Below are 24,724 nucleotides of genomic sequence, written 5' to 3'. Positions count from 1 at the left end.
GTCCGTCATCGACGGCGGTAGATGACGGCTATCGCTCCGATTCCGAGGAGTGCGACGACTCCGAGGACCGACATCGGAACCGGGAGTCCACCGCTCGACGGGGAGAGCGCAATGCCGACCGGCAGGCCGTCAGTGTACCTCGTGTCGCCGTCAGCCTCGTCGTACCGAACCTCGACCGAGGCGTCGTAAGCCTTGACAACCGCACCCGACCCGGCGCTGACGGTGAACGTCGCCGTTTTCGTTTCTCCCGGCTGCATCTCTCCGAGATACGCGCCGTCGTCGGACGTCGAAATCGGGTCGCTCACGAAGAGCTTGGCGTTCGTCGCCGACACCGGCTCTTCGCCGTTGTACTGCACCGTGACGTCCACCGTGTCGGTCGCGCCCGGCGAGACGCTCGTGTTGACGCCGACGACCGTGAACGGGTCCTGTTCGGGTCCGATTGCTATCGACTTCCGAATCGGCGACGTCGTTCTCACGTCACCGTCTTGGTTCTCGTATTCGACGACGAACGGGAACGTGTTCGTCCCCGGTTCAGCGCCCGCCGGAATCGAGACGGTAAACGAGACCGGCTTCGACTCGCCGGGGGCGAGGTCGCCGATAGCTGACTCGCCGTTCGTCGGCGTCACGAGCGCCGTGTCTCCGATTTGGACTGCGAGGTTGTTCGCGGTGCCGCTGCCCGTGTTGACGACCTGTGCGTTGATTTTCGCTTCACCTTCGTCGACCCTGAATCGCTCCGTCTCGATGTCGCGTATCTCGAAGCTTCGCTCGGGGTTCACCGCGATGCCGGTCGTCAGCGTGTCCGACGTTTCGGTGACGCCGTTCTGGTTCTGGTACGACACGGCCAGGTTGACGGGGTACTCACCTGCCTGGGTCTCCGCCGCCGCACCGACCTGGACCGAGAGGTTCGTCCGCTCGCCCGGTTCGAGGGTCGGGACGTACAGGCTCGTCGACGACTGCGGATTCTGCATCGTGCCGAAGAAAATCGTCGGCGACTGCGTCGTGAGCTGGACCGACGACGACGTCGCGGTTCGCGTGCCCGTATTTTCGAGCGCGAACGAGAGCTGGCCGGTGTCGCCGGCGAATACGGCGTTGTTACCTTCGCTCACGACCTCGAACTGCGGGCGGTCTTCGACTTCGACCGTCACCGACTTCTCTCTCGTGACGGTCCGCCACGTGTATTCCGGTCCGTCGACGCTGCCGTAGGTGACCATCCGGACGTACTTGTACTGCACCTCGACGGGTATCTCGTAGGTGCCCGGCTCGGCGTTGCCGAGTTCGATGTTGAAATCAAACCGAGCGGTCCCCGAGTCGGGGATGGAGCCCGCGGTAACGGTTCCCGTCTTCACGTCGATTGGTGCATCGATCTGTTCTTCGAGAATCTCCATCTCCACGCTCTGTGCGGTCTGGACTTCCTGTTCGTACTGTGCCGGCCCGCCCTGTTCGAGCCGACCGTTGTTGCTTGCGACAACCGACAGCGTCGCGGCCTCGCTCGACCGGTAGGTGTTATCCGACACGCTGAGCGAGAGCTCCGGGTTCCCGTACACCGAACTCTCGGCCGACACGGGGACTGCGGCAATCGACGTTACGACTAGTACACAGAGGAGTATCGCTGATTTGTTCCGAACCATCGTATGATCTTGTTAGGTGTCTGACTGGCCGTTCGGAGGGTGACTTCCCGAGTCTTCGTCCGCTCCGATATCCGAGTTCACACCTGTGACGTGATTGGTTGAGGTGTAAAACTCTATCGAACGGTCGTTCTATCAAAATAATTCTATATTGGAACAGCCAGCAGCAGCGCCAAGGCGTCCCCTGTCGAACCAGTGACGTGTAACTTAACGAAGGCGAAAACTAAATCCGTATCCTGACGTATCAAGGTGTAAGACAAACGTGGTGGGTAACAAACTGATTTCGTGGGCGGTGGTGCTCGTTGTCGTCTGTACGCTTTTTACACCCGTGTCGAGTGCCCCGGCCGCGGCAGCGCCGCCCGCGGTCACGTTCGTCGAGACGCCCATCCAGTCGGATACGACGTGGACCGCGGATGAGGGTCCGTATCGGCTCATCCGGAGCGTCGCTATCGAACCCGGTGCGACGCTCACGATTCGCCCCGGTACGGAAGTGCAACTGGCGGAGGGGGTTTCGCTCACCGTCCGGGGCTCGTTGCAAGCCGCGGGCACTGCCGAACGGCCGGTTCGAATCACGCAGAGCGCGGCGTCGGGGCGGAATCTCAGATGGGAGACGATTCGCTACAACGGCACCGACTCGTCGACACTCTCGCTTCGACACACGACGCTCCACGGCGGTCACAGCGGGATTACGACGACGAGCGGAGCCGGCTCCGTCACAATCGTCGACTCGCGCCTGGAGAACTTCTCCGTGGCGGGTATCTCCGTCAACGGCACGGCGATGCCCCCGGTCGAACTCACGCGGTCGACGCTGACCGACATCGGCGGCCACGCCGTCCGCGCGAGCCCCTCAATCGGGGCCGTCGAGGAGGTCGAACTGAACACGACGGACCGACGACGGAACCAGACGGCACGGCACACGCTCGGACTCGCCCCCGGCGTCGGCGTCTCGATGGAGACGATTCGGCTCCGGTATCCCACCGAGCGGTCGGTACGCGACGTCGACGCCGAGACGCTCGACCGAATCGGCCTCGACACCGACAACGATGGAGACATCGACCGGTCGCTCGACGACGACGTTTCGGACGTCTCGGTCAGCGGGCGTCACGTCGAGATTTCGCTGTCGCGGTCGGTGTACGTGTCGAGTCGGGACCGGCTCATCGTCGAGTACGGCGGGGTCGTGAACCCACGGACCCGAGGCGTGTACCCCGTCGGCGTCAGCGTGCTCGAACACCGGACGCCGCAGCTATCGGACGGTGTCCACGCGATGTACGTCGTCGGCGAGGAGACGACGCCGTTCGCGTACACGCGGCCGACCGACCTCACACGCGTCCGAGGTATCACCGTCCGTCAGTCCGTGTTCGACGGGATTGATGGTGCGGGAGTGTTCGCCGCCGCGGATATCGTCACCGGCGTCAGAATCAGCGAGAGTCGGTTCACCGACGTACGGGGCGACGGCGTGGCGATACGGGCCGCCCAAAGTGAAAGCAGTTTCCGCGACAACCGCCTGCGCGCCGGCGATGCGGGGATTCACGTCGAAACCCGAACGCAGACGACGCTGGTCGCGAGCGAAAATCGGATTTCGGAGTCGGAAACCGGGATTCGCGTTCGACAGTCCGAGCGGCGCGTCCGCGGCGTCACGCGGGTGACGCTCCGCGGAAACGAGTTGGTCGCCAACGACCGCAACGGACTCGAAATCCAGTCCGAAACGAGCGAGGGCGAACTGCTGCTCGCGAACAACACGATGAGCGAAAACGGGGACGACGGGGTCGCGCTCTCGAACTGGGCCATCAAGGACAGCCGCGTCAGCGGCAACCAACTGTTCGACAACGGCGACGACGGCATCGCAATCGACAGCCACGTGGTGCGGAACCTCACGCTGTCCCGGAACCGAATCGCGGACAACGGCGGCGGCGGACTCGACGTGTCCGTCCGCGCGTTGGTTCGAGATGTCGCTGCGACCGACAACACGATTTCCGACAACCGGGGCCACGCGCTCGCGGTGCGCTCCGACCTGCTCGTCCATCGCGTTGCTGTCGCGGGGAACGACCTCACCAACAACGGCGGGGCTGGGCTCCTCGTTTCGACCCCGCTCACGCACAACGGGCGGCTCAGCGTGACGGACAACGTGCTCGTTGCGAACGGTTACGGACTCGTGGCTCGCGGGACGCTGAATGCGACGGTGCAGCGCAACGACATCGTGTTCAACACGAACTCGCACGTCCGACCGCCACCGCTTCCCGGCGTCGACCCCGGTACGGGAGTCTACATCGCGGAAGGGCCGCGCGGTGCGGTCCTCGACCAGAGCGACCCGGACGCCCCGTTCGCTGAGCTCGTTGCGAACCCGCAGCTCCGGCAACAGATCGAGATTACGCGGCTCTGGGGCGATACGGTCGCCGTCCTTCGCACCGACGGGGTGAGCCACGTCCGCTCGACGACCGAGGGTGCGGTCGACATCCGCCGCGTCGACGGCACGCTCCCGACGGGTGTCGAACTCTCGTACGCCAACTCGACCCCCGACCGCTTCCGGGTCGCCGACAACGACATCTACGGTCACGACACCGGGATGGAGATAAATATCACGCAGCTCGTCACGGCGAACACGACGGCACGAATCGTCACCGACTCGATACAGACGGTCAACGCGGAGTCGAACTACTGGGGTGCCGCGAGCGGACCCTACCACGCGTCCATCCTGCCGGAAGGCGAGGGCGACGAGGTCACGATTACCAACGGCTGGGTCGACTTTATCCCGGTCGCGGACGCTCCGACCGGCCAGCAGTACCGGCGGCCGACTCCCCGCCTCGACGCGCCGTCGGCGGCCGAGCCGGGCAGTCGAATCGACGTTTCGGGGGCCGATAGCACAGCCGGGACCGGGTCGGTCACCACGTATCATTTCGTCGTTAACGGGACGAACCACACGACGCGGGACAGCGCCGACCTCCGCCTCCAGATGCCGAACGAGACGCTCTCGGTCTCACTCGCTGTCGAAGACGACCTCGGAATCGACAGCAACGCCTCCGCAACGGCGCGCGTCCGGGCGGCGTCATCCGGCGACGCGGCGGTGAGCGCTCCGGGGAGTCCGTCGGTCGCGTCCGGCCCCGAACAGGGGGTGTCGTCCGGGGCTGGACTCCGTTCTGCGTGGGGTCTCCTCGGCGGTGGCTGTCTCCTGGCTGCGCTCTTCTTCGGCGGCTACGGGATGGTCCGGACGGTCCGAAACCAGCCGGTCCCGATGCGCGGGGTGTTCGTGCAGGCGCTCGCGGCGTTCGGTATTCTGGTCTGGCTCGTCGCCGGCTTCGTCGGCTCGACGCAGCTCGTCCTCGTCGGCGGTGCCGCCGGGGTCGTTTGGGGCGGGCTCACCCTCGTCGCGTACCTTCTCGCCACTCGCCTCTGAGGCGTCGTCGAGGCCGACACACGGGTGTCAACCCTGTTCGACTGCGGCGGTATGTATGACGGATTTGGGTCTAAGTAGTGGAAAAACTCATTTATTCTTGGCTCAGTGAACTGTCCTGTGGAAATGGAGCAATCCAACCTGACAGTCCCACTGACCTACCGGCCCTCCCAGAAGCAGACACCGAGTACACGACCGGTTCGGATTCGAGAACGACCCGACTGCGGCGGTGTATCGAGTGTGACATCCGGGGCCGACGTATGACAGCTAAACGCGGCGCTCGACTCGCTGTCGTGGCGACAGTCGCGCTGGTTGCCGTTACGAGCGTACTCGTCGCGAGCCTCCCGGCGGTGAGCGCACAGTCGGGCCAAATCGTGGTCAACTCGACGACGGTCGAGCCGCGCGAGCCGTACGTCGGTGAATCCGTCACGGTCAGGGCGACCGTTTCGAACTTCGAGAGTAGCTCCGGCGGCGTCGACCTCAAAGAGGTCACGCTCCGGTCGGGCGGCGGCATCGTCGCTGAAGCGAACAACCTCGGAACGCTCGGACCGGGTGGGTCCGTCGACGTGCCGCTGTCCACCACGTTCACGAGCGCAGGGGAAAAACAGCTCAAAGTCCACGTCTCCGGCCGCCACGAAAACGGGAACGTCATCAACGTCGAGTACCCGGTCATCGTGACGGTCGAAGAACGAGACGTGCGGGCTGGCCTCTCGGTGGGCGAACAGACGAACGACACCGTCAACGTGGAGTTGACCAACTACGGGAACACGAACCTCTCGAACGTCGAAATCACCGCGTCAGTAAACGGTTCCCAGATTGCCCAGCGGTACACCGCGAATCTCGACCCGGACGCGAACCGCTCTGTCGTGTTCGACACCGCCGATATGAGCGACCGGGTCGTGCTGTTCACTGCGACGTACACCGTCGACGGAGAGACGTTCACGACCACGCTGTCGGAGGAGATAGACGACGACTCGGTCCCCGGAGAGATTCGACTGACGAGCATCGAGACCACGCAAAGAGCCGGCTCCGTGACGATACAAGGCGACGCCGCAAACGTCGGGAACACGGACGCGAGCTCGGTCTTGCTGACGGTCGAGGAGACGGCAAACGTCACCCACGGTTCGCCGTCCGGCGGCTACTTCGTCGGGCGCGTGGAGGCGAGCGAGTTCGCCACGTTCGACGTGACCGCAGAGCTCAGCGGCGAGCCGACGACCGTTCCCATCGAGGTGTCCTACATCGTCGACGGCGACCGCGTGACGACGACACAGGAGGTGCCACTCGATTCCGGTGGTGCCGCGCCTGTCGCCGCCGGTTCCCAGTCCGAGCAGGGTCCGGGCTCCAATGAATCGCAGTCGGGCGGTTCCCAGCTTCCGTTACCCGTTATCGGGGGCGTGCTGGTGGTCGTCGTGCTCGGTGGGGTCGGCATCTATCGCTGGCGCCAGCACTAGCATGAGTGTCATTGAACTCGCTGACGTCGTGAAACGGTATCAGAACGGCGAGGAGGTCATCGCCGCGCTCGACCACGTCGACTTTCGCGCCGACCGCGGTGAGATGGTGACCATCATCGGCCCGTCTGGGTCCGGGAAAAGTACCATGCTGAACATGATCGGGCTGCTCGACACGCCGACAGAGGGGACGGTCCATCTCGACGGCCGTAACGTGACCGACTTCTCTGAGGACGAACTGACAGAAGAGCGTCGGTCCGGTATCGGGTTCGTGTTTCAGGACTTCCACCTGCTGCCGATGCTGACCGCGACCGAGAACGTCGAACTCCCCTCGATGTGGGACACCTCGGTCGACCGGCACGACCGCGCCCAGGACCTCCTCCAGCGGGTGGGGCTCGGTGACCGACTCAATCACACTCCCGACCAGCTCTCGGGCGGGCAGCGACAGCGCGTCGCCATCGCGCGGGCGCTCATCAACGAGCCGGATATCCTCCTCGCCGACGAGCCGACGGGGAACCTCGACCAAGACACCGGCGAGACGATTCTGACCGAGCTGACTCGGTTGAAAGAAGACGAGAACGTTGCGATTGTCGCGGTCACCCACGACGAACAGATGCTCGAATACACCGACAGCACCGTCCGACTCGTCGACGGCGTCGTGACGGAGGTCTCCGGACGATGAGCGTCGTTGATTTCCTCTGGCGCTTCCCCAGCGTCCAGATGGCGTGGCGGAACCTCGGCCGGAACAAACTGCGGACGATGTTGGCCGCGCTCGGCATCATCATCGGCGTCGTCTCGATCTGTTCGCTCGGAATGGCGACGGCTGCGATTCAACAGCAGGCGACGTCGCAGTTGGGAAGTATCGGCAACGAGGTGTCGATAACGTCCGGTCAGGACAGCGACACGGACGGGGTGACCGACGACCAGGTCGATACGATACGGAATCTGGTGACCGACGCGGAGGTCGTCCCCCAGAAGACGAACTCGACGACGATCTCTTCACGAAACGGACGGGAGGTGAGGGTAAGCGTCACCGGGGTGACGAACGCGGCAGCGCTATACAACCTCACGTCCGGCGAAGCACCCTCCCGGCTGTTGAGCGGCGCGCTCCTCAGCAACAGCACCGCCACGACACTCGGGATTGAGGAGGGCGACCCCGTCGAGTACGACGGCCAACTGTACCGCGTACAGGGGCTCATCGAGGAAGAAAACGCGTTCGGCTTCGGCGGCGGTGAACTGGTGTTACCCGAGTCCGGCCTCTCCGACCAGAACCACTACAACACCGTGACGGTCGTCGCCGAGGATAGCGCGACCGCGACCGAAATCGGTGGGGAGCTGGATCAGTACTTCAACACCGAAGACGAAGAAGAACTCAGCATCAACACGTTCGGGAACGCGGGCCAAGTCGGCGGCTTCTTGGAGACGCTTTCGCTCGCCTTGTTGGCCATCGGCGGCATCTCGCTCGTCGTCGCGAGCGTCGCCATCCTCAACGTGATGCTGATGAGCACGGTCGAACGCCGCGGGGAAATCGGCGTCCTCCGCGCCGTCGGCATCCGCCGCTCCGAAGTGCTGCGGATGATTCTGACGGAGGCCGCCCTGATGGGTACACTCGGCGGGCTCGTCGGGGCGACCCTTTCGCTTGCGGCGGGGCTCGTCATCTTCCAGATGATTACTGGAGACCCGCTCGGAGCGCTCCAGTGGAGCAGTGCGCAGTATCTGGTGTACGGGTTCGCGTTCGCCGTCGTTGCGAGCGTCCTCAGTGGGATTTACCCCGCGTGGAAAGCGGCGAACGACCGCCCGGTCGACGCATTGAGAGGCTGAGTCACTCCCGTGGGAACGCCCGCGGCCTCAGCCGCCGGCGGATTTCTGCGTCGTCTCCGAAGCCGGGCCACCCTTGTGCAGTCGCGTGAGCCGGCGAAACACCGAGAGTACGAGTAGATAACAGAGAACAAGCCCGGCAGCGAACGCCCCGGCGACAACCCAGAACACGACCACCCCTCCCGCTTTGAGCAGTCGAACCAGAAGCGACGCCGCGTTGGGCCCTAAATACCCTGCGAGCGTGGTTTTATTCGCCTGTGAGTCTCCGGTGATATCTTGGATGTTGCGGGACTCGACGCCGGCCGCGGTGATAAGAAACCAGCCGGCGAAAACGGTCACTCCATCGAGCGAATACGGCTGCGGCGTTGCTGCAACGACCGAAAACACGGCCACAAACGCCCAGGTGAACCCGACGCCGATAGAGTCGAGCGTCGGATAGCGCTTCAGCCAGCCGTAGCTTCCGAGGACGACGAGGGGAATCTGCGCAAAGAGTAGGTCGCTGACGTTTGCAGTCCCCGTCCGAAACACCAGCAGACAGACCACGAGCTCGTAGCCGAGCAGCGCGAGTAGCTCCGTCACGAGTAGTTCCGTCTGGTACCGTCGCACGAGCTTCGTCCGATACGGCTGATTCACCTCGTCTTCGGCTGTCACCCCCCGCCGGTCTTCGACATATATGAAATAGAACAGGAGCGGTGCGAGCAGCAGCCCTCCCCCAACTGAGAGGGGAGCAACTCCCAACGCGACACCCGTGATTGCAACCATCGCGGCAGAGAGCAAGCACAACCAGATGTTCAACTGGAAAAACAGGAATCGCATATCCGAGACTCTCATCTCAGTATGCACCTCCTTGAGGGGAGGCGTTGCGGTAGATACGGTGTTGACGCCGCGGAGGGTAGTCCGTCCCGGTCATCTCTCGGACCTACCTCGCTGCTCGTACTATACTTGTTTGGTCAGCAACTCGCGACCGAAACGACAACCCGGCCGTCGACTGCCGTTCACGCACCGTCGGCACCCGTTTCTTTCATTTCCGTGACTAGATATGCGTCTCGGGTGCAAATCTGTGGACTATATTACATAATTCCAAAAAGAATAATTAGCTCCCATCTACTGGTATAGAACACGGTGTTTGACCGATGGCTCACCCTCGAAATCTCCATAGCGCTGATGTATCTTGGGGTGATTCCATCTGTCGTGAACTGCTGTCTTCTCTGGGAGGAACGTGACAAACCAGGAGTCATCTGGTTTATCTTATCGATGGCCACGGGGGGTCTCTGGGCACTATTGTTCGCGACGTTCACACTCATCCCGGACCCGGGTCTCACGTTAGCGGTCGCAAATTTCTTCTGGGTGTCGATTCCGACTGCCGCAGTGACGTTCTTCTTACTCGCGTACGAGTTCGTTTTCAAACAAACGGTCCCGTCAACCGTCGTTGCTGCGTTGTTCAGCCCACTCGCAGTGTTATTCGTTCTCTCCTGGAGTAACCCGTACGAGTTGGTCTTTACAACTGCATACTACGTGACCGCCGATGGGGTGTTACACTTTCCAGTGTTCGACGGCCCGCTGAAAGTTCTCGTAACGCAGGTCTATGGCTACCTCCTCGTGTTTCTGGCTGCGGGCATGTTCGTCGGCGAACTGCTCCGGACGAACGGCACACAGCGCCGACAAACCGTGTACCTCCTGGTCGTGTTTTCGATGCTCGTCGGCTCGACGATGGTTAAGGTCGCGGGGGTCGTTCCGATTTATTTCGATCCTACGTCGGTCTTGTACTCGTTTTCCGGACTCTTTTTCGCGTATTCGATTCGAGAACACGGGTTGCTGAAGTTCGTTCCCGTCGCTCGCGAACAGACGTTTGATGAGATTACGGACCCCATCTTCGTGATTGGCTCTTCCGGGCACATCGTGGATGCGAACCGGGCCGGGAGCCAACTGTCTGATCAGAGTGTCATCGGGACCAAAATCGAACAACTCATCTCCGAATCCGCCGTGTCTTCGGACGAACAAGACACCGGCGTCATCAAATTAGAACTGGACGGCGGCACGCGGATATTTTCCATCGAAGCATCCGAAATCGTCTACGGTCGGGGCGTGACCGGGAAAATCGTCGTGTTGAGCGATATTACGGCGCTCAAGGAGCGCGAAGAGGAGTTAGATCTGCTCAAGCAAGTTCTCTCGCGTATCTTCCGGCATAACATTCGGAACGACCTCAACGTAATCGCGGGGTTTGCGGCGATTATCCGAGACTCAACGAACGGCGAGACCGCGCGGTCGGCGGACCGCATTCACACGCGTTCGATGAAAGTCGTTGACCAAGCGGCGAAAGCGCGGAAGATCGAGACCGTGCTGTCGTACGCCGAAACGGACCAGCGCCCGCTCGAAGAGTACCTCTCCAAGGTCAAACAGAACATGCCGGCCGAGCTGTTGAGCTGTGTCTCGTTCGCTGTCGACGACGTCGTACTCGACGCACACCCCCGGTTTGACCTCGCACTCACCGAGTTAATCGAGAACGCTATCTCTCACCACTCCGGCGAGGAGCCGATCGCTGTGCGCGTCACAACCGACGTGTCCCCGACGGACGTGACGATTATCGTCGAGGACAACGGACCGGGGTTACCGCCATCCGAATTCGCCGTGTTAGAAGCCGGCGAAGAGACGGACCTCGAACACGGGTCCGGTATCGGTCTGTGGTTGGTGTACTGGATCGTCTCCCGCTCGAACGGGACGCTCAGTGTGCAGGTCTCCGATTCCGGAACGGAAGTTCGAATCACACTGAATCGACCGGACTCGACCCCTGACGTTTAGCAACTCCCTGCGACCCCCGCGTCTCCAACAGAGCCCCAGTCGTTTGCGAGAGACCGGACACGGCCGCAACAGTATTGTGTAGCTTTGAACTACTATATACGTGAAATGACTATCTTAATACCAATCTAGGTTGGGTATTTTTCTCAGAAGAATTGTTGAATTTCTGTTACTGGTCACTTTCTGACGAATATATCCCATATTAAATTTGAAACAGTTATAAAATATTAAATTAACATTTTTAAAATAGAATTTAATCAGAACTCCGACACGAGATATATTTGAAAAATTATTATTCTTGGCTTATATATTTTCTTTCCTAGTTAGTTATGCTTTAATTACACATATCTCTTCATTCGAGCCGATGTGAATATGTGACCGGAGTTCGATGCCAGCGTAGTTCCGTTCCTTCATACCCGTCCTCCACGCTGTGAGGGGCGACGGCGCTCGGTCGCTTACAGCGTCAGTTCGAACTCGACGTCTCGCGCCGACCGACCGATTTCGATGGTGAACGGCCCTTCGAGCGCGGTCCAGCCCGCGGTCTCGTCGTACTCCGAGAACGCGAGGTCGTCGAGGTCGACGTCGACGGTCACCGTCTCACCGGCCGGAATCGAAACGGCTTCGAAGCCGCCGAGTTCGCGGACGGGCCGGTCGTCGCTCGCGTTCGAGGGCCGGACGTACGCCTGTACCACCTCGCGACCCGCCCGGTCGGAGACGTTTTCGACCGTGACTTCGACGCGGCGCTCGTCGACGAGTTCCGCGCCGCGGTATTCGAACGCCGCGTAGGACAGCCCGTAGCCGAACGGATAGACGGGGTCAGCCTCGGTCGCGTCGAAGTACCGGTAGCCGACGAGCAGGTTTTCGTCGTACTGCACCTCGCCGTCGATTCCCGGGAACGTCGCGTCGTCGGTCACCGGGTAGTCTTCCTCGTTCGCGAAGGTGACCGGGAGCCGTCCCGATGGGTCGGCGTCACCGAACAGGACGGCCGCGAGCGCGTCGCCGTCGGCCTGTCCGGGGTACCACGACTCCAGAACCGCGCTCACGTCGTCGCGCCACGGGAGTTCGACGGGGCCGCTCGACTGGACGACGACGACGGTGTTGTCGTTGACCGCCGCCACGTCTTCGACGAGTTCGTCTTGCCCGCCGGGGAGCGTGAGGTCGTCGCGGTCGACCGCCTCGGCGGCGGCGTCCTCGACGACGACGACGGCGACATCGGCGTCCGCCGCCGCCGAGACCGCATCGTCGAGTGTGGGGTCCGGTCGCTGGTCGTCGCCCTCGTCGTCGCCGCCGAAGAACGAGACTTTCTCGATGGGCGGGACGCCGCGCTCGACGGTGACGCTGCCCGTCGCGCGCGCGTCGATTCCCGTCGCCGTCGGGGCTTCGTGGAGCGCGTCCATCTCCGATGACCCGCCGCCCGTCGAAATCTCCTCGACGCCGGGGCCGATGACCGCAACGTCCGCGTCGTCCGCGAGCGGGAGTGTGCCGTCGTTCTCCAAGAGGACCGTCCCGCGAGCGGCGATGGTCTCTGCGAGTTCTCGGTGGCCGTCGTCCTCGGGTGGCGATGCCGCACGGCCCCCGCCGAGCACGCCGATGCGCTCCATCTGTCGGAGTATCCGCGTGACCATGTCGTCCAGTCGCGCGTGCGGGACGTCCCCGCGTTCGACGGCTTCGCGGAGCGGGCCGCCGAAGTTGCCGGTGTTGGTCATGTCCGGCATCCCGTCCGAAACGTCCGCGGTCTCGCCGAAGACGGCGTCATCGTCGTCTTCGGGGGGTTCGAGGTCGAACATCTCCCAGAGTTCGTCGCGGGTGACGCCCGGCATTTCGAGATCCAGCCCCCCGTTGGCCGACTCGACTGTGCTGACGGCTCCGAACCAGTCGGAGACGACGTAGCCGTCGAAGCCCCACTCGCCTTTCAGCACGTCAGTGACGAGCGGGCGGTTCTCGCTCATGAACGAGTCGTTGACGCTGTTGTAGGCGGTCATGACCGACCCGGCACCGGCGTCGACGGCCGCTTTGAACCCGGGGAGGTAACACTCCCTGAGCGCACGCTCGCTGACGCTCACGTTCACCGACGCTCGGTGTGTCTCTTGGTTGTTGGCGACGTAGTGTTTCGGGGTCGCGATGACGTCGGCCGACTGGATACCCTCGACGGCCGCCCCGGCGAACGCGGCCGTGAGAACGGGGTCTTCGGAGTAGTATTCGAAGTTCCGTCCGCAGTGCGGCACCCGAATGAGGTTGAGCCCGGGACCGAGCAGCGCGTCTTGGTCGCGGGCGTTCGCCTCGCGCCCCATGGCCGCCCCCTGCTCGCGCGCGAGATTCGGGTCGAACGTCGCCGCGAGGGCAATCGACGCGGGAAACAGCGTGGCGGGCGCGCCGTTGACGCGGACGCCGAGCGGTCCGTCGGCCAGCCTGAGCTCCGGAATTCCGAGTCGGTCGACGCCGGGGAGGTAGCCCGTCGCCGTTCCGTCCGGGTCGACCGCGCCGTGGACGAGTTGGATTTTCTCTTCGAGCGTGAGTTCGTCGACTACGGTCTCAACGTCGGCTTCGGCGGTTTCCATCCCTGTGGTCAAGTGCCGGCAAACGCTCATAAAACGATTGGAAATATGACTAGTATTACTCGCCGGCTCGCCGCCCCGGATTTCAGGTCGAAACCGAACACTGCACTCGAACGACCGGAAGGAGAACTTCGGAGTCTCGCCTTGAAGCACCGCTGTCTCCCGTTCGGTTGGGAGAGCCATCCCATCGACATCATATCCGTATTACTAGTATTTCTAAAACGGAATCGCATGCGCGGGGTCGACACGTTCACGTTGGGACTCGACGCGATGTGTGCGTCCCCGCGACCGGAGATTACACGAATAGGCGTGTAACCTTATCTCGCGCCCACCCGACGTTCGGTCCGTGCCCGTGTTTAGTTCGGCGGTACAGGTGTGTATAAAACGAACCTCGCGAGTCGGTAATACCGGTATTACGAAATCGCCAGCGTCTGGGTTCGGTCGCCGACGAACAGCTCGTACGCCCCGCTTTCGAGCGTCCGGGAGCCGTCCGGTTTGACGACCCGGAGGTCGTCGGCGGTGAGCGTTATCGTCACCGTTCGCGTCTCGCCCGGCGAGAGTGTGACCTTCGTGAAGCCCTGCAACTCACGGACGGGCGTCACCACGGAGCTGTGTCGGTGCTCACCGAACAACTGGACCGTCTCGGTTCCCGCGCGGTCGCCGGTGTTCGTCACCGTCACCGACACGGTCACCTCGCCTCCGTCAGCGATGGTCTCCTCGGACACGTCGAGCGAGTCGTACGTGAACTCCGTGTAGCTCAGCCCGAAGCCGAATTCGAAAAGCGGGTCGTACGACGGGAGATGTTCGTCCATCCCCAACGGACTCGGATGCGGAAGCCAGTCGTGTCGAACCGGGAAGTCGCCCATCGAGCGGGGGAACGTAATCGGCAGGCGACCGGACGGGTTCGTGTTCCCGACCAGCACGTCGGCAATCGCGCGACCGCCTTCGAGACCGGGGAAGAACGCGACGACGACCGCGTCGACCTGGTCGAGCACGTCCGTCAGAACCAGCGGTCGCCCGGTGACGAGCACGAGGACCGTCGGCGTGTCGGTTGCGGCCACGGCGTCCAGTAGGTCCCGCTGTGCCGGTGGCAGTTCCAGCGAGTTCCGTTGCGGGAAGCCGCCGTTCTCGCCACGTAGCGACGCCGGGCCGAACTCGTGGAGGTACCACGGCTCACCGAGGACGGCGACCGTCGCGTCGGCGCGTTCGGCGCGACTTGCGACGGCGTCTCTCCCTGCGGACTCGTCCGAACCCACGCCCGGTTCGTACGTCACCGTCGTTCCGTCGTCGACGACGTGTTCCAAGCCGTCCCGAACGGTCGGGCCTTCGTTTTCGTCGAAGTCGAACACCGTCCAGCCGCCGAGGAGGTTATCGAGCGAGTCGGCGTTCGGCCCCGTCACGAAGAGTTCGTCCACGTCGCCCAGCGGCAGCGTCTCCTCGTCGTTCTGCAAGAGGGTCACGGACTGTCGGGCGGCTTCCCTCGACACCCGCCGGTGTTCCTCGGACCCCACGTCGATGATTGCAGACCGCGGTGAGACGTACGGGTCCTCGAACAGCCCGAGTTCGAACTTCAGCGCGAGGATGCGCCGCACGCTTCGGTCGAGTAGTGACTCCGGGAGGTCGCCCGACTCGACCAGTTCACAGAGCGTGTCCGCGTGCTGGGTTCCCCCCACGGACGCGATGTCGAGTCCGGCGGTCGCGACTTGTTCGACCGCCTCGGCGAACGATGCGGCGGTCTGGTGCCGCTCGACGAGCATCCAGACGGCGAGCCAGTCGGAACAGGTCACGCCCTCGAACCCGAGGCGGTCTCTGAGGAGGTCGGTCAGGTAGAACGTCGAGGAGTGCGCGGGTTCGTTCCCGAGCGCGTTGTACATGGGCATCACCCCCGCGACCCCCTCGTCGATGGCGCGCTCGAACGGCGGGAGGAAGACGCGTCGGAGCGTCCCCATCGAGATATCGACGGGTGCCGTGTCCTCGCCGCGGGTCGGCTCACTGCTCGCCGGGTAATGTTTCACCGTCGCCGCGACTGACGTGGGGTCGCGCAACGACTCACCTTGGAGGCCCCGCGTCTCCGCCGCGACGAACGCCTCGACGAGCGACGAGGACTCGCCGTACGTCTCGTACGTTCGCCCCCATCGGGGCTCCCGGGCAACGTCCGCGGTCGGAGCGTAGTTCTGGTTCGCGCCGGTCGCCGCCATCTCGACCGCCGTGATTCGCGCGGCGCGCTCGGCGAGGTCGGGGTTCCACGTCGCCGCCATGGCGAGATTGTGCGGGAACACGGTGGCTCCCTCGATGTGCGCGTGGCCGTGAATCGCGTCGACCGGGACGAGAAGCGGGATGCCCAGCCGCGTCTCGTTCACGGCGACGCGCTGGAGTTGATTCGCGACGCGGCCCGCGACGACGGCGGTGTTGTACGGCGAGAAGCCGGTGCCGAACGGCGTGGCCGACCCGACCTGGTGGTCGCGGATGGCGTCTTTGGCGTCATCTAACGTCGTCGTCCAAGAGGTCTCGCGCTGTAACACGGTGAACGAGCCGACGTGCAGCCCCACCATCTGCCCGGCTTTCTCCCGGAGCGTCATGCGCTCCAGCAGGTCAGCGACCCGGGCCTCGGTCGACTGACCTGAGTCCATGTATGGCGGCTGGCTGGTCATACTAGACGATGCTGTGAAACCCATATCAAACTACCTCCGATGCGGGGAAACTGTTATGCCCGCGGCGAGTAACCCGTAATACGAGTAATACACGATGTCTCTCACAGCGATATTCGACACGGATGCCACCGCTTTCCGGGAGGCCCACGCATGACTGACGACGAACCCACGGACGCCCCGGAACAAAGCCCGCTGGAGCATCAAGAAGCGCCGACCGGGCTCGCAAAGCAGTGGTCAAACCGGTCGAACCAGCAGACGACGCTCCCGAACGACGACCTCGACGTGAAATCCGAGTGGGTGGGGATAACCGTCTACCTCCCCGCGGAACTCCGCGAGGAGCTGGAGCTGGTGTTCCGAGAACACAGCCTCGAATCGAAGCGGTCGAGCGGTGCCGAGCTAAAGAAACTCCGGCACTACTACCCGCTCGTCGTCGCACTCGGTCTCGAACTGCTCGAAGACGCCGAACCGCGAGACATCGCGCCGCTTCTCTCCTACGTGATGGACCAGTACGAGACCGAACAGTAAGTTCACTATTGGGCCGGCAGATTCGACCGCGATATCGCCGCGTTCGGCGGGCTCGCTCACTCATCGGGTCGTGGACCGGCGCGTCGAGGATGGTTAAAGCGCTGTCGCAGGACTACTCGTCGCTCGGTCCGCGCCGGTCGATTGCGGCGCTCGCTCGTTAGGTCGTGGTGTCCTTGGCATCGAGGACCCCCGTGGTAAACACTGATTCGAGACGCGATTACCGCGAACAATCTCCCATATAGTAGTGTGAATACTATTCAATAATGTCTGAATAGAATATATTAGAAACGACGATATAGAATATCTATTCTCAGAGATATTTTGAAGTTTTTTGACATATATCGGTTATCAATAGGGACAATCTATTTAAATGTGGATATATTAGTATTTATATAGTCTTTCTCCAACTCTAGTTTGATTTCAGCAATAGATCTATTTCTCAAAGATAGTCAATTCTATCCACAAAAATTATACTAATCTGTATATTTTTCTGTTAACTCAGATAACTGTATTGTTCGAATAGAGCATATATGTGGTGAAGATACTGACCGACCGGCCTGCCTCACGGTGAGTCGTTTGCGGCGGACGCCCCCCGCTCACCACTCGGCGAGTCGGCCGTCGTCGTGGTGCCAGACGGGGTTGTACCAGTTGACCTCGTCTTGGGAGCGCTCGCGGACGTACCCCTCGTCCACCTCGATACCCAACCCCGGGCCGGTCGGTCGCTTGACGAAGCCGTCGTCGAGAACCAGCGTGTTGAACGTGGACTGTACGTGTGTAAGGAGTGCGATACAGTGGCGAACGCGGACGTGAATGGTGCAGAGAATATTCGACAAAAGGTACTCTCAAGTCTCGCCACGGATGGCGGTGATAGGGATAGCGGCTGGTTGGCACAGCCAGCGGTTCACCTGTTCGACCGTAGTGAGGGCCGTTTCGCCCCACGAGAACAAGTTGCTAACCGCGAACCCTGATATCCCAACTGCGGTCGGGATTCCCGCGTTGACGAGACGCTCTGCGCCTCGTTCGCACACCAGAACGCTCTGCGTTCTGGGGACGTCTTCAGGCGCGGGGAGATGTCAACGGGGTTGGAACCCCATCGCCCTGACTGCGCGCGCCAGCGGCGGCTATCGGGGTCTGCGGGCCGTCGAGTCGACTCACCGGCCGGTATCTCGAAGAGGACATCACCGGGCAGGTCATCAGCACCGCGAAATCTATTCAGGTCGACCTGACGCGGTGAGTCGCGACGCTGTCGAGGGCGGTTTCGAGGCATTCGAGTGCGAGGTCGAGTTCGCGGTCGGTCACGTCGAGCGGCGGCAGGAGGCGAAGCGACCGCTTACCGCAGCCGAGCGTGAGAAGCCCCTCGGACAGCGCGGCCTCGAGGACCTCGTCGCGACGGTCCTTGGTATCGAATTCGACGGCAGTCATCAGCCCGAGGCCACGCACGTCAGTGAGACAGGGGGTCCGCTCGGCGAGCCGAGAGAGGTCCGAGCGGAACCGCGTGCCCTTTTCGGTCGCGTTCGCCATGAGGTCCTGTTCCTGAATGACGTCGAGCGTCAGCGTGCCCTGAATCGACGCGAGGATGTCGCCCGCACCCCACGTCGATGACAGTCGCGCTTCGGTGTCGGGGAACAGCGCTTCGTTCGCCACCGTCGCGCCGACCCGAAGCGCCTTCGCGCTGGTGATGACATCCGGTTCGAGGTCGTAGTGGTCCGAGGCCCACAGTTCGCCGGTCCGACCCACGCCGGACTGAATCTCGTCGGCGATGACGGGGATGTCGTGTTCGTCGCAGATGGCCTGTACCTCGCGCATGAACGCCTCGCTCGGGACGTGGTAGCCGCCTTCGCCCTGAACGGGTTCGAGGATGAGGAACGCCACTTGGTCGGCGGGGAGGTGGCCGTGGGTATCGTCGAGTTTGTCGCGCAGCGTTTCGAGGCCCGCCATCGAGTACGGCACGTCGTGGATGCCGCTCACTTCGGGGAACTTGCGGCGGTGGACGGACTTCGAGCGGTTGAGCGAGAGCGCGCCGAGAGTGCGGCCGTGGAACGCCCCGTCGAAGGTGATGCCGTACTTCGGGGTCTCGCAGGCGTCGTAACAGATTTTGATGGCGTTTTCGACCGCTTCGGCCCCGGAGTTCGACAGGAACACCGTGTCGAGGCCGTAGTGGTCGGTGAGGTCGGTCAGGCGGTCCATGAGATGGGCCGGCCCGGGTAGCGACGCCGTCTCGGGCGACCCGCCGGTGCTCACGTAGAAGTCCTGACCCGCGATTTTCATCGGGTCGACGAGGTCGAGGTCGTCGAGGCGGGACCGCAGTTCGGGGTTGTTGTAGCCGAGCGGCGCGGCCGCGACGTGGCTCGTGAAGTCCAGCAACACGTTGCCGTCGGGGTCGGTACAGAACGGCCCGACGGCGTCTTTGGTGATATCCCACACGAACTCGTAGACGTACGTGCTCGTCGCGGCGGTCGACTGGTGATACTCGACCCACTCTGAGGCCTTCGGTCCCGGGAGCGACGTGACGGTCGGCTCGACTGAGTCTCGATCCATACGAACACTTTGGTGGACAATGTAACATAAAACTACCTAGAAAAATGAGTAACATCTTCAAAGATGGGGATCGGTAACCGAACGTCTGATTATCCAGAGAAGTTATTTGATAATAACGAACTATATCGGAGCGTGCGAACGCGTCGCAGGTCGCGAATCGGCGGCGGTTCGCGCCGAGGGCGCTCCTCGTGAGGTGACTCGCCACGCGCCGGAGTCGCGCGACGTTTGGAATCGTCAAAGTCCGGCTCACCGGGACGGGTCGAACGTGGTCGTTTCGAGGTTCACCTCGATGATGTTCGCCGCCTGCATCACGAGTTCGGGGATTTCCGAGCGAAAGCGGTCCCCGGAGAGTCGGCTCGTCGGCGCGGTGACGCTGACCGCCCCGCAGACGTCGCCGTCGACGCCGCGAATCGGTGCACCGATAGAGCGCATGCCGCGAAGCTCCTCTTCGTCGTTGACCGCGTAGCCCCGCTCGCGAATCTCCTCGAGTTCGTCGAACAGGCGGTCGGCGTCGGAGATGGTGTTGTCGGTCTGCTCCACGAGCCCCTGGTCGTCGACGATGTCGCGGACGCGGTCGTCGTCGAAGTGGCCGAGCATCGCCTTCCCGGTCGCCGTACAATGGAGGTACTGCGGGGCCTCGCGCATCCGCAGGTGGTAGTCGGTCGCGACCGCGTTGTCGCCGCGGCTCTCGTAGATGGTCACCTCCTTGCCGCGGGAGACGACCGTCAGGTGGACGTACTCGCTGGTCGCCTCTGCGAGTTTGTCCACCTCGACTTGCCCCGCGCGGTACAGCGGCGTCTCGTTGCGCACGGTTTCGCCCATCGTGACCAGTCGGAGGCCGAGGCGGTAGCGGCCGTCGTCCTTCGCCACGAGTCCCTCCGCTTCGAGCGTCGCGAGATAGGTGTGGACGGTCCCCTTCGAGGCGTCGAGTTCGTCGCAGACGTCGCTGAACGTCGGGTCGGACCGCCGCTGTATCGCGGCCAGAATCTCGCTCGCCGTCTGTACGGATTTGATTCGACGCGGGCCGTCCGCGGGGTGACTGTCGTCCATACGACCCCGAACTCGGTGGAGTGCTATTAGTTCTGTTATATCAAACTGCGATTCGACTGACAACCCCGTTTGTCCGCTCTAGTCGCTATCTTGTTTGACTTTATCAAACATTCGCTGGTGAAATCTCCAAATAAAAATTTATATGGGACATTCATGATTGTTCGAGTGGTATGGTCTGTCAACCATCTGGCCGCCGCCGGGATGCGCCCGCGGTGGACCGGGTGCGAGCGCGCACGTATCGGCTTCCAACGACGGTCGGTGAACGCGGACCGACGGCACGCGCCGACCGCGCCGGTCCGGTCTCGGGCGGCCTCGGCCGCGGAACTCCGACGGGGCGGACGGGCGACGGACGGCGACCGGTGGAGGTGTCACGATGGGGTTAGCGTTCGAGCCCCGCCTGTACGAGGAACTCGACGCCGACGACCGACCCTCGCTGCTCGAAGCGTTGGTCCCCGTCTTCGGGATGCTCGTCTTCCTCGGCGTCGGCATCGTCGTCTACGGCCTCGACCCGCAGTTCCCCCTGTTTTGGGGCATCAGCTTCACCGGTTTGTTCAGTCGGTACTGGCTGGGCATCTCCTGGACGGAGCTCTACGACGGCATCACCGACAGCCTCCACATGGGGATTCAGGTCATCCTCATCATGTTCGTCGTCTACGCGCTCATCGCGACGTGGGTCGCTGCGGGGACGATTCCGAGCCTGATGTACTACGGCCTCGACCTGCTGACGCCGACGATTTTCCTGCCCATCACGGCGGTGCTCGCGTCGATCGTCACGTTTGCAATCGGGTCGTCGTGGACGGCCGCCGGCACGCTCGGCGTCTCGTTTATCGGCATCGGCGCCGGGTTGGGGATTCCGGCCCCGATGACCGCGGGGGCCATCCTCTCGGGGGCGTACATGGGCGACAAACAGTCGCCGCTGTCGGACACGACGAACCTCGCGGCCGCCGTCACGAACACCGACCTGTTCGACCACGTCAACGCCATGCGCGACAGCTCGCTCGTCGCGTTCGGCATCGCCGTCGTGTTGTACGCGGTCCTCGGCGTCCAAGCCTCCGGGAACATCCCGGTGGGCCGCATCACCGAGATCCAGGGCGCGCTCACCGGGTCGTACGCGATATCGGCGCTCACCTTCGCCCCGCTCGTCGTCACGTTCGGCCTCGCGCTCTACGGCGTGCCCGCGTTGCCGACGCTCGGCGCGGGCGTGTTCGCGGGCGCACTCACGTCGGTCGTGATGCAGGGAACCGCGTTCGGGGCCGTGTGGTCCATCGCGCAGTCGGGAACCTCGCCGTCGACCGGGATGGAACTCGTCGACGGCCTGCTGGCCAGCGGCGGGATGATCGGCGGCGCGTGGGTGGTCACCATCGCCATCGCGGCGCTGTCGCTCGGCGGGATGCTCGAACGCGCCGGCATCCTCGCCGTGCTCGCACACCACCTCGGCCGGCTGAGCCGCGGTGTCGCGAGTCTCACCGGCGTGACCGCCGTCTCCGCGGTGTCGATGAACGTCCTCGCCGCCGAGCAGTACATCAGCATCGTCGTCCCCGGCATCACGCTCCGGAACCTCTACGAGGAACAGGGACTCCAAAGCGAGAACCTCTCGCGGGCTATCGAGTCCGCGGGGACGACGACGAGCGCGCTCATCCCGTGGAACAGCGGGGCGCTGTTCATGGCCGGCACGCTCGGCGTCGGTACCCTCGAGTACGCGCCGTACTACTTCTTCGGCCTGCTGTCGCCGCTCGTCTTGCTCCTCATGGGCGTGACCGGGTGGCAGATTACCTACCAGCCGGGCGAAGCCCCCGGGGACGCCGGCGACCGTCGCGGCTCGCCCTCGTCGACCGACGACTGACGAGGACCCGCACCTACAAACTCCCTCCCGCGACGAGTTCCTCGACCCGCGCGTGGTCGAACAGCTGTTCGTCGGCCCCGAAGTCGGGGTAGTCGTCGCCGTCCTCGTAGGTCGGCCACGCGCCGAACCGCTCGGGATAGAGCTGTTTGGCCGTCATCTCGGTCTGGAACAGGTTCATCAGCGGCCCCTGCCACCGGGTCCCCTGCGGGTAGACGCGGTCGTTCCGGACGGCCGCCAGTTCGCGGCCGACCGGGTCGTCCCGGAGGTTCTGTTTCAGCCCGTCGAAGTCGAACGTCTCCGTGACCGTCCACAGCGCGAGAATCACGTCGGGGTCGGCTTCGAGAAGCGCCTCCACGTCGACCTCCTGGAACGGCCCCGTGAACTCTTCGTCACCGAAGGCGTCGACCGCGCCGAGCGGCCGGGTGTGGGCGTTCCAGTAGCCGGGCGCGTTCAGGCGGAGCAGGTAGATGCTCGACAGGTCCGTCGAGATGGAGAGGTACGCGGCGGTCGGGCGCTCGGACTCCGGCGGCAGGCCGTCTTCGACGGTAGTGAGCTGGTCGTCGCGGACGGACTGGAGCGCTTCGTAGCGCTCGCGTTCGCCGTACAGCGACGCGACGCGCTCGAACAGCTCCCAGAGGTCGTAATACTCGTAGCCGTCGGCCCACTCTTCGGGCGGCGCGGCGTTGAAGTTACTGTAATAGTTCCCGAACCACGGGCCGATGTTGTCCGCGACTTCGTCGGTGTCAGCTCGGTTCCAGTTGTCCTGCGTGGTCACCCACGCGGGGTCGACGAGGTGGAGGTCGCTGTCGAGTTCGTACAGTCGCTCCTTCGTGAAGCCGTACTCGCCCGCCGCGTCCGCCCACTCGATTTCGAAGCCGTCGAAGCCGGCGGTGAAGTATTCGAGCCCCGCGACGGTGCCGTCCCACCAGAGGTTGTTGACGGTGTCGCCCTGCCCGAGCGCGCTCGCCATGTCCGGGAACCACGGGAAGTGGGTGAACACGTTCGTCGGCGGCTCGTCCAACGTGACCGTCCCGACCGGCGACAGTTCGGCCTCGTAGCTCGATTCGGCCGTCTCGGTCGCCGTCTCGGTGGCTTCCGCCTCGGCCTCAGTCGCCGTGGCGGTCTCGGTCGCCGTCGTCGTTGCGCCGTCGCCCGACTGCCCGGCACAGCCAGCGAGCGCTCCGCCACCGAAAAGCGCCCCGCCGTACTTCAGGTAATCTCTCCGCGTCGGTTCCGCGTTCTCGTCGGCGTCGTCCAGCATACGAATTAGGCCAGCCTAAAACAATATAGCTGCTTCGGAATTTAGCCCGGCCTAAAACTAGATGACACGACGGTCCGCGTTCGGGGGTCAACCGGGCCCCGCCCACGCCCGCGTCGGCGTCGGATTAGGGCTCCGATACGCCGACGACCTGCTTGCCGATGTTGTCGCCGGAGAACAGTCCGAGGAACGCGTCGGGCGCGTTCTCCAGCCCGTCGACGACGGTTTCGCGGTGTTCGAGGTCGCCCGACGCGACCCACGACCCGAGCTGTTCGCTGGCCTGTCCGAAGCGGGTGGCGTAGTCACCGACCAGCAGCCCTTGGACTTTCGCGCGCGGCGCGATGAGCTGCGGGAGCTTTCGCGGGCCGGTCGGTACGCCCTCGTCGTTGTAGTGGGCGATTTGCCCGCAGACGGCGACGCGAGCGTCGAGGTTCAGCTTCGTGAACACCGCGTCGGTGATGGGGCCGCCGACGTTGTCGAAGTAGACGTCGACGCCGTCGGGGGCGGCGTCGTCCAGCGCCGCCCGGTAGTCGTCGACCGCTTTGTAGTTGATTGCGGCGTCGAAGCCGAGGTCGTCGGTGAGCCACGACACCTTCTCGTCGGAGCCGGCGAAGCCGACGACGCGACAGCCGTTGAACTTCGCAATCTGGCCGACGACGGAGCCGACCGCGCCGGCGGCCCCGGAGACGACGACCGTCTCGCCGGGCGAGGGGTCGCCCACGTCGAGCAGGCCGAAGTACGCCGTCCGCCCGGGCATCCCGAGCACGCCGAGATAGGCGGGGAGGTCCGCGACCGATGGGTCGACCGGCGCGACGTTGTCGGCGTCGAGGACGGTGTAGTCGGCCCACGTCCCGTTACCGCTCACGAGGTCGCCCGCGTCGTACGCGTCGCTTTCGCTTTCGACGACTTCACCGACGACGGCCCCCTGCATCGGGTCACCGACCGACCACGGCTCGGCGTACGACTCCGCGTCTCGCATCCGGCCGCGCATGTACGGGTCGACGGAGAGGTACCGCACGCGAACGAGGAGCTCCCCGTGTCGCGGCTCCGGCAGGTCGCCCTCGCGGAGTTCGAAACTGTCCATGTCCGGTTCTTCCTCGGGCCGTTCGGCGAATATCCACTGGCGGTTCGAATCGCGCATACGTGAACACCGACCTGCGGACCAACGACGGTGTTGCTTCCAGCAGCACCCGCCGGTTCGACGAGGGATATCGGGTGTCGGGGTCGGT

15 protein-coding genes and 3 pseudogenes are annotated in these 24,724 nt (G+C 63.5%); 9 read left to right on the top strand and 9 right to left on the bottom strand.

From position 1 onward, the window contains the following. Window positions 1-5 precede the first annotated feature (5 nt). Window positions 6-1,562, bottom strand: coding sequence for a COG1361 S-layer family protein (locus ACSR87_RS05315; protein ID WP_115891429.1), 1,557 nt, complete (start codon window positions 1,560-1,562; stop codon window positions 6-8). A 391-nt stretch (window positions 1,563-1,953) separates the two neighbouring features. Between ACSR87_RS05315 and ACSR87_RS05310 the strand changes: the two genes are divergently transcribed. The 4 genes from ACSR87_RS05310 (at window position 1,954) to ACSR87_RS05295 (ending at window position 8,282) form a co-directional block, all read left to right on the top strand. After that, a complete protein-coding gene (locus tag ACSR87_RS05310) occupies window positions 1,954-5,016 on the top strand; it encodes a right-handed parallel beta-helix repeat-containing protein (protein ID WP_115891430.1) in 3,063 nt (1,020 codons plus the stop codon). Window positions 5,017-5,306: 290 nt separating this feature from the next. Beyond that, a complete protein-coding gene (locus ACSR87_RS05305; protein ID WP_004062800.1) occupies window positions 5,307-6,464 on the top strand; it encodes a COG1361 family protein in 1,158 nt (385 codons plus the stop codon). 1 nt (window position 6,465) lies between these two features. Further along, window positions 6,466-7,143 (top strand): ABC transporter ATP-binding protein, encoded by a 678-nt coding sequence (locus tag ACSR87_RS05300; protein ID WP_004041966.1) that lies wholly within the window; start codon window positions 6,466-6,468, stop codon window positions 7,141-7,143. Further along, entirely contained in the window at window positions 7,140-8,282 is a 1,143-nt protein-coding gene (locus ACSR87_RS05295; RefSeq protein WP_004062799.1) for an ABC transporter permease, read from the top strand. Before ACSR87_RS05300 ends, ACSR87_RS05295 begins: the two co-directional genes overlap by 4 nt. A gap of 27 nt (window positions 8,283-8,309) precedes the next feature. On the opposite strand, the gene ACSR87_RS05290 is transcribed toward ACSR87_RS05295, so the two are convergent. Continuing rightward, window positions 8,310-9,110: a UbiA family prenyltransferase gene (locus ACSR87_RS05290; protein ID WP_206043028.1), complete on the bottom strand. Its 801-nt coding sequence runs from the start codon at window positions 9,108-9,110 to the stop codon at window positions 8,310-8,312. Window positions 9,111-9,443: 333 nt separating this feature from the next. Between ACSR87_RS05290 and ACSR87_RS05285 the strand changes: the two genes are divergently transcribed. Continuing rightward, window positions 9,444-11,078 (top strand): histidine kinase N-terminal 7TM domain-containing protein, encoded by a 1,635-nt coding sequence (locus ACSR87_RS05285; protein WP_081597005.1) that lies wholly within the window; start codon window positions 9,444-9,446, stop codon window positions 11,076-11,078. A gap of 452 nt (window positions 11,079-11,530) precedes the next feature. Here the strand turns inward: ACSR87_RS05285 and ACSR87_RS05280 are convergent, their stop codons facing one another. Continuing rightward, on the bottom strand, window positions 11,531-13,633 hold the full coding sequence (locus ACSR87_RS05280; protein ID WP_498529763.1) for a beta-glucosidase: 2,103 nt from the start codon (window positions 13,631-13,633) through the stop codon (window positions 11,531-11,533). A 410-nt stretch (window positions 13,634-14,043) separates the two neighbouring features. Next, window positions 14,044-16,260 (bottom strand): glycoside hydrolase family 3 N-terminal domain-containing protein, encoded by a 2,217-nt coding sequence (locus ACSR87_RS05275; protein WP_004062795.1) that lies wholly within the window; start codon window positions 16,258-16,260, stop codon window positions 14,044-14,046. Window positions 16,261-16,431: 171 nt separating this feature from the next. On the opposite strand from ACSR87_RS05275, the gene ACSR87_RS05270 reads away from it, so the two are divergent. Then, complete coding sequence (locus tag ACSR87_RS05270; RefSeq protein WP_004041972.1) at window positions 16,432-16,806, top strand: DUF8160 family protein; 375 nt, start codon at window positions 16,432-16,434, stop codon at window positions 16,804-16,806. A 596-nt stretch (window positions 16,807-17,402) separates the two neighbouring features. Here the strand turns inward: ACSR87_RS05270 and ACSR87_RS05265 are convergent. Further along, a pseudogene (locus ACSR87_RS05265) lies at window positions 17,403-17,546 on the bottom strand (galactonate dehydratase); the annotation flags it as partial. Between ACSR87_RS05265 and ACSR87_RS05260 the strand changes: the two are divergent. Further along, a pseudogene (locus ACSR87_RS05260) lies at window positions 17,547-17,774 on the top strand (transposase); the annotation flags it as partial. A gap of 149 nt (window positions 17,775-17,923) precedes the next feature. Next, a pseudogene (locus ACSR87_RS05255) lies at window positions 17,924-18,040 on the top strand (IclR family transcriptional regulator); the annotation flags it as partial. Here ACSR87_RS05255 and ACSR87_RS05250 read toward each other — a convergent pair. Together ACSR87_RS05250 and ACSR87_RS05245 are read right to left on the bottom strand one after the other, a co-directional pair. Beyond that, complete coding sequence (locus ACSR87_RS05250; RefSeq protein WP_004041975.1) at window positions 18,019-19,344, bottom strand: class-III pyridoxal-phosphate-dependent aminotransferase; 1,326 nt, start codon at window positions 19,342-19,344, stop codon at window positions 18,019-18,021. The pseudogene ACSR87_RS05255 and the gene ACSR87_RS05250 sit on opposite strands and share 22 nt — an antisense overlap. Window positions 19,345-19,590: 246 nt before the next feature. Beyond that, window positions 19,591-20,394 (bottom strand): IclR family transcriptional regulator, encoded by an 804-nt coding sequence (locus ACSR87_RS05245; RefSeq protein WP_498529762.1) that lies wholly within the window; start codon window positions 20,392-20,394, stop codon window positions 19,591-19,593. Window positions 20,395-20,767: 373 nt separating this feature from the next. Between ACSR87_RS05245 and arcD the strand changes: the two genes are divergently transcribed. Continuing rightward, a complete protein-coding gene (gene arcD / locus ACSR87_RS05240; protein ID WP_163489405.1) occupies window positions 20,768-22,237 on the top strand; it encodes an arginine/ornithine antiporter ArcD in 1,470 nt (489 codons plus the stop codon). Between the two features lie 13 nt (window positions 22,238-22,250). Here arcD and ACSR87_RS05235 read toward each other — a convergent pair whose 3' ends face one another. Together ACSR87_RS05235 and ACSR87_RS05230 are read right to left on the bottom strand one after the other, a co-directional pair. After that, a complete protein-coding gene (locus ACSR87_RS05235) occupies window positions 22,251-23,498 on the bottom strand; it encodes an ABC transporter substrate-binding protein (RefSeq protein ID WP_498529761.1) in 1,248 nt (415 codons plus the stop codon). Window positions 23,499-23,622: 124 nt separating this feature from the next. After that, window positions 23,623-24,636 (bottom strand): NADP-dependent oxidoreductase, encoded by a 1,014-nt coding sequence (locus ACSR87_RS05230; RefSeq protein WP_004062789.1) that lies wholly within the window; start codon window positions 24,634-24,636, stop codon window positions 23,623-23,625. Window positions 24,637-24,724: the final 88 nt, after the last annotated feature.

Source organism: Haloferax sp. SDI50 (assembly GCF_059802635.1).
The sequence above is the reverse complement of the archived record's forward strand: the minus strand, read 5'-3'. Positions and strand labels throughout refer to the sequence as shown.